Consider the following 12,463-nt stretch of genomic DNA (forward strand, 5'->3'; position numbering starts at 1 on the left):
TGGAGGATGACGAAGGAACGACACCCAGGAGGTGGGACCGTGTTCGGAATCGGGCGGCGCAAGTCGCAGGGCGCGCTCGTCAGGAGTGAGCTGGGTGAGAGCCTCGGCCACCTGAAGCGGGCGGCCAACCACGCCGCGTACGGGGTCGGCGCGACGGTGGGTCCACGGGTGCAGGCGGCCCGCGACTCCGTCTCGCCGACGGCGGCGCGGGTGCGCGACACCGCAACCACCGGCTGGTCGTCCACCATGGCGGCCCTGGCGCCGCTGGCCGTGGCTGCGGCGGGGGGGGCACGCCAGGCCGGCTCAGCAGCCAGGAAGGCGAAGGCGAAGAACATGATGATGCAGAACAGGAAGAAGCAGCAGGCCGCCCGGAAGCGTCGGTCGATGCTGCGTACCGGCCTGCTCGCGGCGGGTGCGGTCGCCGGGGTGGCCGGCGCGATGGCCGTCCGTCGCCGCCGGGACCAGCAGCAGTGGGAGGAGTACGACCCGTCGCGCTCGCTGGTCGGTGCGCGGGAGGAGACGGACACCATCGTGGTGGGTACCCCCGACGGACCGACGGTCGAGGGTGCTGGCCGGCAGGCGGCCGGGCAGGGCGGTGAGCCGGGCGCCGGGGCGGCGGTCGGCGGCGCGCAGACCGACACGATCGGCACCCCCTCGGGCAACCCCCGGCACTGACCGGCTCCCCCGACAGTCCGCTCGCCTGCGGCGCGGAGACGCTCCAGTCGTCCCGCGCCGCAGGCGTGTCCGGGGCTCCCGGGCCGTCGGGACGTCAGAGCCAGCCGTTGCGCCGGAACCAGCGGTAGAGCGCGAGCGAGATGGTGAGCATCAGCGCGAGGACGACCGGATAGCCGTACCGCATCTTCAGCTCGGGCATGACCTCGAAGTTCATCCCGTAGATGCCGGCGATGGCGGTCCAGACCGCTGCGATGGCCGCCCAGGCCGCGATCTTGCGCATGTCGTTGTTCTGGTCGACGGTGACCTGGGCGAGCCGGGCCTGGAGGATCGAGTTCAGCAGGTCGTCGTAGGAGTTGACCTGCTCGACGGTACGGGTCAGGTGGTCCTGCACGTCCCGGAAGTACCGGCGGACCTCCTTCGGTACGTCCCGGTTCAGCTGCGCGGTCAGCGTCATCAGCGGCCGTTGCAGCGGCACCACGGCCCGCTTGAACTCGACCAGTTCCCGCTTCATCTGGTAGATGCGCTGGATCCGGCCGTGGCTCTGCCGGTCGAAGACCTCGGTCTCCAGGACGTCGAGGTCGTCCTCGATCTTGTCGGCCACCTCCAGGTAGAGGTCGACCACGCGGTCGGTCACCGCGTACGCCACCGCCCAGGGGCCGTGCAGCAGCAGGTCCTGCTTGCTGCTCTCCAACTCGGCCCGGACCCGGGCGAGCTGGCAGGCGTCCCCGTGCCGCACGCTGATCACGAACTGCGGACCGATGAAGAGCATCACCTGCCCGGTCTCCACCACCTCGGAGTGCTCGGTCAGCTCCGCGTGCTCGCAGTACCGGGCGGTGCGCAGGGCGAGGAAGTTCACCTCGCCGAAGCGCTCCAACTTGGGGCGCTGCTGTGCCTTGACCGCGTCCTCGACGGCGAGTTCGTGCAGGCCGTAGCTCTGCGCGATGCCGGCCATCTGGGTCAGGGTGGGCTCGTGCAGGCCCAACCAGACGAAGCTGTGCGGGGTCGTCCGGGCCGCCCGCAGGGCCTCGGCGTACTCCCAGTCACCGGCCTGCCGGACACCGTCGACGTAGAGCGCACAGTCGACCACGCTGCTGCGTTCGTCGTCGGGGGTGGGGACACCCGGCTGCTGGCCGCCGTCGGTGTTGAGGATCCGGCTCATCGCCCGGACCGGTGCGGTCCAGGCCCGGGGGAGCGGGACCCGCCCCAGACCGTTCGGGGTACCGCGGCCCCGTTCCACCTGTCCGGTCATGGTGTCCCGCCTCCCTCCGCCGCCGTACGACCCGACCTCGCAGGTTACGCCCGCTGGATCCGGGTGGCCGGTCGAGACGGCCGGCGCCGGCTCCCCGGCGCCGTGGGTCGGCGCCGGGTGGACCGGCCGCGTCAGGGGGGTGAGGTGCGGGCGGCCCACCCGGCGCCTTTGGGGGCGGGGGGTGATGCTCTCGCGTCAGTCGGATCGGGCGGACACCGATGGTGGTCGACGCAGCCTGGACGGCTCCGACACGAGTGACGCTCGCAGCATTGTGGGCCGCTGGCCGGCCCGGTGTGAACCCCGGACCAGCCAACACCGCCTTCTGTCAGGTATCTGACAGAAATTACCGGCCCCGGACGGCCTCCACGGCCTCGGCCAGCCGCCGTACGCCCTCGTCCACCTGGTCCACGGTCACTGCGGAGAAGGCGAGCCGGATCGAGTGGTGACCGCCCTCCAGGAGGAAGTCGCTGCCCTTCACCACGGCCACCCCACGCTCTGCGGCGGCCGGGGCGAGCCGGTCGACGTGCACGTCCGACGGCAGCTCCACCCAGAGGAAGTAACCGCCGTCCGGCTCGACGAACCGGGCCTCCGGAATGTGCCGGCGCAGCGACTCGGCGAGCAGCCGGGCGCGCTCACCGAGCGCGGCCGAGACGGTACGGATCGACCGTTCGATGTCACCGGAGACGCAGAACTGGTGGACGATCGCCTCGGAGACCATGCCCGGGGAGATGTAGAGGTTCGTCGCCCGCTTGGCGATGTCGGCGATCAACTGCTCCGGCCCCACCAGGTAGCCGACCCGGACCCCGGGGCAGACGGTCTTGGTGAAGCTGGACGCGTGCACCACGACACCCCGGGTGTCCAGGGAGAGCATCGACGGCAGCGGCTCGCCCCGGAACCGGATGTCCGCGTACGGGTCGTCCTCGAAGATCGTGAAGCCGTACTCGGCGGCCAGGTCGAGCAGCTCGTGCCGCTTCTCCAGGGAGAGGGTGACCCCGGCCGGGTTCTGGTAGTTCGGAATGATGTGCGCCAGCTTGGGGCGTACCCCGGACTCCAGCAGCTTGCGCAGCTCGGCGGTGTCCAGACCGTCCGGCTGGATCGACACCGCGTGCAGCTCACTGCCCTGCCGTTGCAGGTTGAGCAGGGTCCGGTCGTACGTCGGGCGTTCCACCACCACCTGGTCACCGGCCGACACCAGGTGGTCGAAGAGGAACGCGTCGGCCTGCAACGACCCGTTCGTCACCAGCACCTGCTCCGGACGTACGCCGTGCTTCGCGGCGATCCACTCGCGGAGCGGCGGGTATCCGACGGAGGTGCCGTAGGCGGTCACACCGGCCGGGTCGGCGTCGAACGCGCGGACGGCGGCGGCCTTGAGCCCCTCGATGTCGACGATGTCCAGTGACGGCGCCCCACGGGCGAAGGAGATCAGCTGCGCGGCAGTCATGCCGAAGAGCCTAGGGCCTGCCCTGGCTGCTCAACCGGCCATCCACGCGATGTTCAACATGCGGGCATCGGCCGGTACGACAGAAAGCCGAACCGGACTCTGGTTGTCGGGTAGCGGACCGCACCCTAGTGTGGTCCGGTCAGTGATCGAAGGATTGCAGGCCGTTGCCGGCACAGTCGAGATGGTGAGGCGAAGTGGACGAGGACCGGACCGGGCAGCTGGACGACCAGGCCTTCGCGGAGTGGCTGGCCACCCGTGCGGGTGCGGCACTGACCGGGCTGCGGGCGAGCCAGGGCTTCGCCGACCCGGCAGCCCTGAAGAACGCCGGTGACAAGGCGTCCCACGACCTGATGGTCGCCGAGCTGGCCCGCTGGCGCCCCGAGGACGCGGTGCTCTCCGAGGAGCACGCCGACTCCCGGCAGGCCTGGTCCTCCGGCGAGCAGCCGCCCCGGTTGACCGCCGACCGGGTCTGGATCATCGACCCGCTCGACGGCACCCGGGAGTTCTCCGAGGAGGGCCGTACCGACTGGGCGGTGCACGTCGCACTCTGGGAGCGGACGGCCGGCCCGGACGGCGGCCTCACCGCCGGTGCGGTCGGCATGCCGGCGCGGACCGGGGCGGACGGCGCCCCGCTGGTGCTCGGCACCGGCCTGCCCACGCCCACCGGGGTCGACGGCCCGATCCGGATCGCGGTCAGCCGCACCCGTCCCCCGGCCTTCGTCAGCACCCTGATCGAGCAGATCGGCGGGCAGGCCGTGCCGATGGGCTCGGCCGGGGTCAAGGTCTGCGCGGTGGTCACCGGCGAGGTCGACGCGTACGTGCACGCCGGTGGGCAGTACGAGTGGGACTCGGCCGCCCCGGTCGCCGTCGCGCTGGGCGCCGGGATGCACGCCTCCCGGATCGACGGTTCCCCGCTGCGCTACAACCGGACCGACCCGCTCCTGCCCGACCTGCTGGTCTGCCGGCCCGAGCTGGCCGAGCAGCTGCTCGCCGCGATCGCCCGGTGCCAGTGACCGACCGGCCCGTCCGATGACCGCCGACCGGCCCCGGCGCCTGATGACCGCCGACCGACAGCCCGACCGGCCCCCGCAGCCGGAGCAGCCGGCCGGGCGGCGACGCCGGGCGCCGAGCCGGTGGTGGCTGGCGCCGGTGGTCGCCGGTGCCGTCGTCCTCGGTACCACGGTCGCCGTCGCCACCAGCCGCGACGACCCGACGGCCGCCCCGCCCGGCGCCGCCGCCACCGGCGGCGCCGCCCCGGGTGCCGGTGACGCGCACAGCGGGCTGGGCGGTCAACCCGGCGGGATCGCCGGCCTGGGCAGCGTCCCGACGCCCACCGCCAGCCCGTCCCCGTCGGCCCGCAACGGCGCCGGGGACACCACCTTCCCGACGAACCGGCGGACCCTGCCCGGGGCGAGCATCCACCTGCGCTCCGGGGAGAGCTTCGCCGCCGGGCTGGCCCGGTCCGACCGGACCTACGGTCCGCTGCGCATGGTCCGGGTCTTCTACCCCGGGTTGCCGCCGTCCTGGTCCGGCAGCCGGGCGGACGTGGCGAACCGGACCGTGGTGGTCTCCTTCAAGGCACCACCCACCGAGGTGATCGCCGGCCGACACGACAGCCGGCTGGCGGCCTGGTTCGCGTCGGTACCGCGCGACCACGACGTCTACTGGTCGTACTTCCACGAACCGGAGAACGACGTCGAGTCCGGCTCGTACACCACCAGCCAGTTCCGGTCCGCCTGGCGGCGGGTCGCCGGGCTCGCCGACCGGGCCGGCAACAGCCGGCTGAAGGCCACCCTGATCCTGATGTGCTGGACGCTGAACCCGCAGTCCAACCGCCGGTTCGAGGACTACTACCCGGGCGGCGACGTGGTCGACGTGCTCGGCTGGGACTGCTACAACAGCGGCGGGCGGTACGGCCGGTACACCGCCCCCGACAAGGTGTTCGAGCCGATGATCGCCAAATCCCGGGCCCTCGGCAAGCCGTGGGGCCTGGCCGAGACGGGCAGCGTACGGATCCCCGGGGACAGCGGGGCCGGCCGGGCCGCCTGGATCCGCGAGATGAGCGCCTACCTCAACACCCAACGGCCGCTCTGGGTGGCGTACTACGACTACGAGGTCAGCGGGGGCGACTTCCGGCTCCTCGACACCGCCAGCCAACAGGCGTGGCGGTCCTGGTGCGCCGCCCCCGCCTGACCAGGCCGGTGTCGGCGGGCCGGGCCAGCCGTACGACCCGACCGGGTCCCGGGACGGTCAGATGCCCCGGCCGCGTTTGTGCAGGGTACGCAGCACCCGGTCGGGGTGCACCGCGCGGGTCGCGACGGCCAGGGCAAGGTACGCCCTCGGCTCGCGCGGGTTGCGGGCCAGGGTCCGGCGGGCCCAGCGGACCGCGTCGCGCCGGTTGCCCATGGCCGCCTGGGCGAAGGCGATCTGACCGGCGACCCGGGCCTCCCCGTGCGGCACGGTGGCGAACTCCGGGTACCGGCCGAGCAGCCACTGCAACGCGGTCGAGATGGTCTCCCAGCGCTGCGCGAAGTAGGACCGCTTGTGCCAGCGGACCACGACGTACGGCACGGTCAGGTTGACCAGCGGGACCCGTCGGGCCGCCCGCAGCAGGAACTCGTAGTCCTCCGCGTAGCTGCCGGGGATCTCCTCGTCCACCAGGCCGATCCCGTCGACCAGTGGCCCGCGTCGGATCAGGAAGGTCGACGGGTGCAGCTCGGTGTGCCGGTCGCGCAGCAGCGCGGACAGCGGCACCCGGGTACGGGGCAGCACCCGGTCGACGTTGCGGTCGTCGTAGCTGACCCGGATGCCGCAGCTGACGAACTCGCCCTCCGGCTCGGCGGTCAACGCCGCCACCTGGGCGGCCAGCTTGCCCGGCAGCCATTCGTCGTCGTCGTCGCAGAACGCCACCAGGTCACCGGTGGCCGCCAGGATGCCGGTGTTGCGGGCACCGGCCAGACCCGGGGTACGGGTGTTGGTGATGACCCGTACGCCCCGCTCGGGGGTGTCCAGCTCCAGGGTCAGATCCGGCGTGGACTGGTCGTAGACGACCACCACGTCCACCCGGCCGGCGTACTCCTGGGACAGGATCGCGTCGAGCGCGGCGCGGAGCAGTTCCGGCCGGTCCCGGGTGGGCACCACGGCGGTGACGCTGGGCAGGTTGGTCACGGTCACGGTGCCTCTCGGGGGTCGGGGCGTCGCCGGCCGACATAGCCGTAACGCAGTCGCAGCGGCCACGTGGCGGCGCTGACCACCGCCCGGCTCTGCGGCGGGAGTGCCGCCTGCCAGGCGTTGTCCTGGCGTACCCGCAGCGGGCCGCTGCTGAACCGGAGCGGGTTGCCGGCGATGCTGTGGAAGGGTCGGGGTGGTACGGGCGGGTCGTCCAGGACCCGCAGCGCGTCGGGGGTGTCGTCGAGCCCGGCGAAGACCCGGACCCGACGGACCGTGCCGCGCGGGTCGGCGGTGAAGTCCTCGTAGCGCAGCCGGAGCACCGGCGCGCGACTGGCCAGCAGGTGGAAGGCGGCGTTCTGCGCGGTCCACAGCCCGCTCACGGTGAACGGGGAGAAGGTGGGCATGTACGCCTCGGTGTCCACCACCTCGGGCCGGCGGACCTGCTTGGCCCAGGAGTACGCGACCGCCCGGCTGTCCCGGACCAGGTGCACCACCCGCAGGTCGAGGTCCTCGGCCCAGCGCAGGGCGAACGCCAGCGAGGCGTGCTTGCTGGAGTCGACCACCAGGCTCGCCCCGGTGACCTCGGCCGCGGCCCGGTAGATCCGGGTGTACAGGTCGGCGTACCGGCGGACCGGCGCCAACTGCTCCTCCGGCAACCGGCCCCGGGCCAGCCGGGGTACGAACCGGGTCCGGTCGACCTGCGCCTTGAGCGCGAGCACCTCGTCCCGGTCGAGCGCGGACCAACCGCCGAAGGCGTGCTCACCGACCCGCTGCCAGAAGTCGCAGCCGGTGAAGCGCTCCCCGCAGCCGCACCGCTCGTCGCCACCGAGCGCACGTTCCCACAGGTGCACGACCTCACCGACGGCGCAGACGTCCGGGTGCTGGGCGAGGATCAGCTCCAGCAGGGTGGAGCCGCTGCGCCCGAGACCACCGACGAACAGGACCCGGGCCCGGGCACTCACCGCCACCACCGTCGACCGGCCCGCCGGGACCGCTGCTCGACCAGGTCCTCGACGATCCGGCCGACCGCCGCCACCGCCGCGATCCGGGGGTCCGGCGCGTCCGGGTCGGTGGAGAGGGTGAACGCGCCCGGGTCCGCCATGCCCTTGTCGAGCGCCTCGACCAGTTCGGCCTCGGACTCGCAGAGCCGGACCTTGCCGGCCGCACCCAGGCGGCGGGCGAAGAGCTGCTGGTGGTTGTCGACGTGCTCGTGGTGGGTCGGGTCACGCGGCACCACGATGGGCAGGTGGTTGGTCCGCCGGGCCTCGGTGATGGTGGCCGGTCCGCCGTGGCAGACCACCAGGGTGGCCTTGGCCATCGCGCGTTGCAGCTGGTCGTGGGCGAGGAAGGCGGTGGCCTCCGGGATCCGGGGGACGCGGCTGCTGCCGTACTGGAGGACGAGGCGGACCGGTTCGGCGCCGGCTTCCCGGGCGGCGTACCAGCGTTCCAGCCAGTCCACGAACCGGTCGAAGCGGTGCACGTCGGTGCCGACCAGGGCGAGCACCAGGGGCCGCGCGGGCTCGCCGGCACGCTGACGGGGGATCGGGCCGGTCACAGGAGGTTGCCCACGACGGTCGCCTTCGGGTACATCCGCAGCTGCTCGTCCCACTGCACGAGCATCGCGGAGAGGAACGGCCGGCAGAGCCGGGCACTGAGCGTGGCACTGTCGATCCGGTCGTACACCTCGATGTAGATGGTGGGGATCCGGAGCAGCCGGGCCACCGCCACGAACGGCACGGCCACCCCGGCGCCGGTGGTGACCACCGCGGCGACGTCCCGGCGCCGTAGCTGGCGCAGGGCCAGCCCGAAGTTGCGGACCAGGTTGCGGACGTTGCGGGTGGTGGGGTGGTACGCCCACACCACGTCCTCGCCGTCGAGCAGGGAGCGGGCGTCCGGGGTGTCGAAGGTCACCCACGACCGGGACCGGTTGCGGTACCACGGCTCCAGCGCCAGCAACTGGGCCAGATGCCCACCGCTGGATCCGACGAGCATCACCTCACCTGACCCCACGTCCGACCCGCCTCTCCCCACGCCCCCACGAAATTTCGCGCCCGGACTCGTCCACATCGGGACGGTTAACAGATCATCGAAGCGCCGGGGACAATCTAACGGGACCGGGGGTGACAACAGAAGTGGCTCTCACAATCGGACGCCCTCCCACCGGTCGGACCTTTCCGAGCATTCCGCCGATCGCCGTCGCTGGTACCGGATGCCTAGACTGCCGCTGACATCGCGCAGCACGAGGAGAATGCCGAATGGCCGGTCAGCATCCCCCCGCCGGGAACGATTCCCCGACAACCCGGCCGGACGCGACGCGGGAGCCGGTGACGGTGCTCTACGTGTGCGGGATGCCACGCAGCGGTTCGACCCTGCTCGACCTGATGCTCGGCCAGTTCGTCGGGCACTGTGACGTCGGCGAACTCTTCTACCTGTGGCAGTCCGGGGTCGAACGGAACTTCCGGTGCGCCTGCGGTGCGCACTTCGACCAGTGCCCGTTCTGGGCGGAGGTCGGCCAGCGGGCGTACGGGGGGTGGTCCAGCCTCGACGTCGCCGACATCCGGGCCCTCCAGCGCCGGGTGGACGCAACCGCCCGGCTGCCGTTGATCCTGAACCCGTCGATGTCCGCCGGGTTCCGGCGTGACCTGGCCAGCTACACCGACCTGCTCACCCGGCTGTACCGGGCGATCGCCGACGTGTCCGGGGCCCGGGTGGTGGTCGACTCCACCAAGCGCCCGTCGCTCGCCTACATCCTGGCCCAGGCACCGGAGATCGACCTGCGGATGGTGCACGTGCTGCGGGACCCGCGCGGGGTGGCGTACTCCTGGAGCCAGGTGGTGGAGCTGCCCGAGGGCACCTCGACGAAGGGCCGGATGAACCAGCGGTCGGCCCGGTTGACCGCCCGCCGCTGGGTCACCGTGAACACGATGATCTCGGCCCTGGCCCGGCGCGGGGTGCCCCGGGTGGTGGTCCGGTACGAGGACCTGGTCCGGGACCCGCGCGCCGAGCTGGGCCGGATCGCGGCGCTGACCGCCGACGTCACCGGCACGGTGGACCCGCTGGACTTCCTGCACGGCAACGAGTTCACCCAGGCCGGGTCGCACGCGGTGGCCGGCGGCCGGATCCGGATGCGCAGCGGCCCGATCACCCTGTCGCTGGACGAGAAGTGGCGGCGGGAGTACGCGCCGGCCCGGCAGCGGATGGTCGCCGCGCTGACCTGGCCGCTGCGTACCCGGTACGACTACCGCTGACCGGGCGCGTCCGGCCGGACGCGCCGGTGCTCACTCCTGCCGGGCGGCTGCCGCCAGGTGCGCGTCGAGCAGGTCCAGCAGCTCCGGGTGCCGCTCGTAGTCGAACTTGCGGGCGAAGTGCGCCCCACTGGCCAGCGCCCTCGGCAGGTCCTCGGCGGTGAGCGACTTCGGGTGGTTGAACTGGCTGCCCCGGAAGTCGAAGTAGCGCTTGCAGTCGGGTACCAGGTTGAACTGTCCGCTGCTGCACACGATGGTCTGGAAGACCGCCTCGACCGGGGAGAGGCAGCGCCGGAAGTAGGCCACCACGTCGGGCCGTCGGTCGAAGTACTCCCGCAGGTAGGCGACCACCGGCCAGCTCAGCGAAGCGAAGGCGGAGCCGCCGTGCAGGCGCAGGTCCGGCCCGAACGGGGTGCGGGCCCGACGGCCGACCGCCAGGCCGTAGGAGACGTGCAGCCGGACCAGCGGCTGCACCCGGTTCACCGCCTGGATCGGGCGGAGCATCCGCTTGGCCCGGGGGCTGAGCCCGACCAGCCGGCGGTGCTGGAAGTAGTAGCGCGACCGGACCCGGCTCCGCGGCCAGTGGCTCTGCGGGCCGAGGGCGTCCCAGTACTCCATGAATCCGTCCGCGCCGGAGTCGACCAATTCGGCCTCGGATTGATCCAACGGCCGGAGCGGATAGTCCTGACCGGTGATATTGACCAACCAGTCGACTGGTATTCCTTCGCCGTTCAGCCAATCAACGGCAGCCATGTAGCGATCCACATGGCTGAAATCGCCATATCCGCCTTCATGCAACTGCACCACCACGTTGGGTAGCGAACGCAGTTCGGCCATATCCAGAGCGGCGCCGTTCACGTCGTGACTCACGTGCACCAGGCTGTCCGGGCTGTACCTTTTGACGGCGTGAATGAGCCGGGTCAGTTGCTCCGGCGAACGGTGACTCTGGATGTGGTAGCAGAAGCGCACGTCCCGCATTATCTCCCCGGCCGCCACCTGCGGAGAATCGGTGACGACAGCGCCGGGGCCGGCGGACGTGAGGCGACTTCCCCTCTTCGCCCCGATCAGGGAGACTGGGGGTTCGGTCGGGGACGTGTGCGCCACCGGCTGGTCGGTTCGGTCGAAAGGGAGCGACACACCCTCATGCCCTCGCCTCACCTCGCCGATCTGCACGACTCAGACGGCCCCACCCTGATGACCTACCTCGATTGGCTGCGTCGCCGGTGGTGGATCCTGGCGTTGGCTGCCCTCCTCGGCGTGGGCGCCGGTCTGCTGGTGACCCAGTTGCAGACCCGCACCTACACCTCGACCACCTCGCTCCTGGTCCGCCAGCTCGGCCCGGACGCCAACCCGACCGCCAAGGTCAACCTGGACACCGAGGCCCAGGTGGTCCGCTCACTGGTGGTCGCCGAGCGGGCCCGCGCCCTGATCAAGACCGACATCCCCGCCGAGGATCTGGTCCGGACGCTGACCGTCACCGTCCCACCGAACAGCCAGGTCCTCCAGGTGACCTACTCGGCCGCCACCCCCGAGTCCGCCCAGGCCGGTTCGCACTCCTTCGCGCAGGCGTACCTCGACCTGCGGCTGGCCACCGCGACCAAGGCGCTGGAGGGCGAGACCACGGCGATCCAGCAGCAGATCGGCGAGGTCCAGAAGCAGCTCGCCACGGTCGCCGGTCGGATCGCGGCGGCGCCGGCCAACTCGGCCGAGCGGGCCCGGGCCGAGGCGGACCGCAGCGTACTGACCAACCAGCTCGCCACCCTCAACAGCCGGCTCAGCCCGCTGGTCACCTCGTCGCTCAACCCCGGCGAGATCATCTCCGACGCACCGCTGCCCCGGAAGCCCAGCTCGCCCAACCAGACGCTCAACCTGGCCAGCGGCATGGGCGCCGGCCTACTCCTCGGCATCGTGCTGGCCCTGGTCATCGACCGGCTCGACACCCGGGTCCGGCGCAGCCGGGACATCGCCGGCCGGCTCGGCCTGCCCGTCCTGCTGGAGCTGCCGGCCCGGACCCCGCCGAGGACCGTGCTGCCCCCGGCCCACCAGGTCTCCCGTGAGCTGGGGCGGCTGCGCAACGTGCTGCTCTCCACCCTGCCCGAGCCGCAGCCCGGGCGCGGCCGGCAACTGCTGCTCACCGGCGCCTCCGGCGGCCCGACGGCGGGCTTCGTCGCCGGCAACCTGGCCGCCGCGTTCGCCCGTACCGGTCAGCAGGTCGCCGTGGTGACCACCAAGGCCAACTCCCCGCTCGCCGCGATGCTGGGCGGTGTCAAGGCCCGGCACACCCTGGCCGACGTGCTCCGGCGGGACGTCAGCGCCCTCACCGCGCTGGTCCCGGCGCCAGGGCTCGGCCAGCTGCGGGTGCTCCTCCCCGGTGACCTGGACGCCGAGGCGGAACTGCCGGTCGCCGGGCTGCTGGAGGTTCTCGCCGAGCTGGCCGGGCGCTTCGACCACGTGCTGATCGAGACCGCACCGCCGACCGTCGCCGTGGAGGCCCAGGCCCTGGCCCGGCACGTGGACGCGGTGATCCTGGTGGTCGAGAGCGGCCGGACCCGCAGCAGCGAGATCACCGCCGCGCTCCGCCAGTTCGAGCAGGTGGACGCCCCGGTCCTGGGCGCGGTGCTGGCCCCCCGGCTCGCGGACAGCGGTCCGGGCGCCGCCGCCGAGTCCCGCCCGGCGGCACCC

The 12,463-nt window shown here is 72.3% G+C and carries 12 protein-coding genes; 5 read left to right on the plus strand and 7 right to left on the minus strand.

Annotated features, from left to right (window positions below; translation table 11 throughout):
- Nucleotides 1-39: 39 nt before the first annotated feature.
- Nucleotides 40-675 (plus strand): hypothetical protein, encoded by a 636-nt coding sequence (locus tag GSF22_RS04685; protein ID WP_208811490.1) that lies wholly within the window; start codon nucleotides 40-42, stop codon nucleotides 673-675.
- 94 nt (nucleotides 676-769) lie between these two features.
- Here the strand turns inward: GSF22_RS04685 and corA are convergent, their stop codons facing one another.
- Both corA and GSF22_RS04695 read right to left on the minus strand, forming a co-directional pair.
- Nucleotides 770-1,924, minus strand: coding sequence for a magnesium/cobalt transporter CorA (gene corA, locus GSF22_RS04690; RefSeq protein WP_208811491.1), 1,155 nt, complete (start codon nucleotides 1,922-1,924; stop codon nucleotides 770-772).
- Between the two features lie 343 nt (nucleotides 1,925-2,267).
- On the minus strand, nucleotides 2,268-3,365 hold the full coding sequence (locus tag GSF22_RS04695) for an aminotransferase-like domain-containing protein (protein ID WP_208811492.1): 1,098 nt from the start codon (nucleotides 3,363-3,365) through the stop codon (nucleotides 2,268-2,270).
- 194 nt (nucleotides 3,366-3,559) lie between these two features.
- On the opposite strand from GSF22_RS04695, the gene GSF22_RS04700 reads away from it, so the two are divergent.
- On the plus strand, nucleotides 3,560-4,378 hold the full coding sequence (locus tag GSF22_RS04700) for a 3'(2'),5'-bisphosphate nucleotidase CysQ (protein WP_439957741.1): 819 nt from the start codon (nucleotides 3,560-3,562) through the stop codon (nucleotides 4,376-4,378).
- A gap of 16 nt (nucleotides 4,379-4,394) precedes the next feature.
- The gene (locus GSF22_RS04705) at nucleotides 4,395-5,558 is read left to right on the plus strand and encodes a hypothetical protein (RefSeq protein WP_208811493.1); all 1,164 of its coding nucleotides are present in this window, start codon (nucleotides 4,395-4,397) and stop codon (nucleotides 5,556-5,558) included.
- Between the two features lie 57 nt (nucleotides 5,559-5,615).
- On the opposite strand, the gene GSF22_RS04710 is transcribed toward GSF22_RS04705, so the two are convergent.
- Genes GSF22_RS04710 through GSF22_RS04725 form a run of 4 tightly spaced genes read right to left on the minus strand, consistent with a single transcriptional unit; the run spans nucleotide 5,616 to nucleotide 8,528 of the window.
- On the minus strand, nucleotides 5,616-6,533 hold the full coding sequence (locus GSF22_RS04710) for a glycosyltransferase family 2 protein (RefSeq protein ID WP_208811503.1): 918 nt from the start codon (nucleotides 6,531-6,533) through the stop codon (nucleotides 5,616-5,618).
- Between the two features lie 2 nt (nucleotides 6,534-6,535).
- The gene (locus GSF22_RS04715) at nucleotides 6,536-7,507 is read right to left on the minus strand and encodes a sulfotransferase family protein (protein WP_208811494.1); all 972 of its coding nucleotides are present in this window, start codon (nucleotides 7,505-7,507) and stop codon (nucleotides 6,536-6,538) included.
- Nucleotides 7,495-8,091 carry a glycosyltransferase gene (locus GSF22_RS04720; RefSeq protein WP_307803722.1) on the minus strand — a complete coding sequence of 199 codons (597 nt, stop codon included), beginning with the start codon at nucleotides 8,089-8,091 and terminating at the stop codon, nucleotides 7,495-7,497. Before GSF22_RS04720 ends, GSF22_RS04715 begins: the two co-directional genes overlap by 13 nt.
- Nucleotides 8,088-8,528, minus strand: coding sequence for a UDP-N-acetylglucosamine transferase subunit ALG14 (locus GSF22_RS04725; protein ID WP_244366182.1), 441 nt, complete (start codon nucleotides 8,526-8,528; stop codon nucleotides 8,088-8,090). The genes GSF22_RS04720 and GSF22_RS04725 overlap by 4 nt, the downstream gene beginning before the upstream one ends.
- A 332-nt stretch (nucleotides 8,529-8,860) precedes the next feature.
- On the opposite strand from GSF22_RS04725, the gene GSF22_RS04730 reads away from it, so the two are divergent.
- Nucleotides 8,861-9,784 (plus strand): sulfotransferase, encoded by a 924-nt coding sequence (locus GSF22_RS04730; protein WP_208811497.1) that lies wholly within the window; start codon nucleotides 8,861-8,863, stop codon nucleotides 9,782-9,784.
- A gap of 30 nt (nucleotides 9,785-9,814) precedes the next feature.
- Here GSF22_RS04730 and GSF22_RS04735 read toward each other — a convergent pair whose 3' ends face one another.
- The gene (locus GSF22_RS04735; RefSeq protein WP_208811498.1) at nucleotides 9,815-10,534 is read right to left on the minus strand and encodes a hypothetical protein; all 720 of its coding nucleotides are present in this window, start codon (nucleotides 10,532-10,534) and stop codon (nucleotides 9,815-9,817) included.
- Nucleotides 10,535-10,975: 441 nt separating this feature from the next.
- On the opposite strand from GSF22_RS04735, the gene GSF22_RS04740 reads away from it, so the two are divergent.
- A partial coding sequence (locus tag GSF22_RS04740; protein ID WP_244366184.1) for a Wzz/FepE/Etk N-terminal domain-containing protein occupies nucleotides 10,976-12,463 on the plus strand: 1,488 nt, incomplete at its 3' end.

Source organism: Micromonospora echinofusca (assembly GCF_017614955.1).
Taxonomy (GTDB): domain Bacteria; phylum Actinomycetota; class Actinomycetes; order Mycobacteriales; family Micromonosporaceae; genus Micromonospora; species Micromonospora echinofusca_A.

Bases quoted from the DNA above. Each gene is read 5' to 3' on its own strand.
- corA (WP_208811491.1), bottom strand. From the start codon at position 1,924: ATGACCGGACAGGTGGAACGGGGCCGCGGTACCCCGAACGGTCTGGGG.
- GSF22_RS04695 (WP_208811492.1), bottom strand. From the start codon at position 3,365: ATGACTGCCGCGCAGCTGATCTCCTTCGCCCGTGGGGCGCCGTCACTG.
- GSF22_RS04705 (WP_208811493.1), top strand. From the start codon at position 4,395: ATGACCGCCGACCGGCCCCGGCGCCTGATGACCGCCGACCGACAGCCC.
- GSF22_RS04725 (WP_244366182.1), bottom strand. From the start codon at position 8,528: ATGCTCGTCGGATCCAGCGGTGGGCATCTGGCCCAGTTGCTGGCGCTG.
- GSF22_RS04735 (WP_208811498.1), bottom strand. From the start codon at position 10,534: ATGGCTGCCGTTGATTGGCTGAACGGCGAAGGAATACCAGTCGACTGG.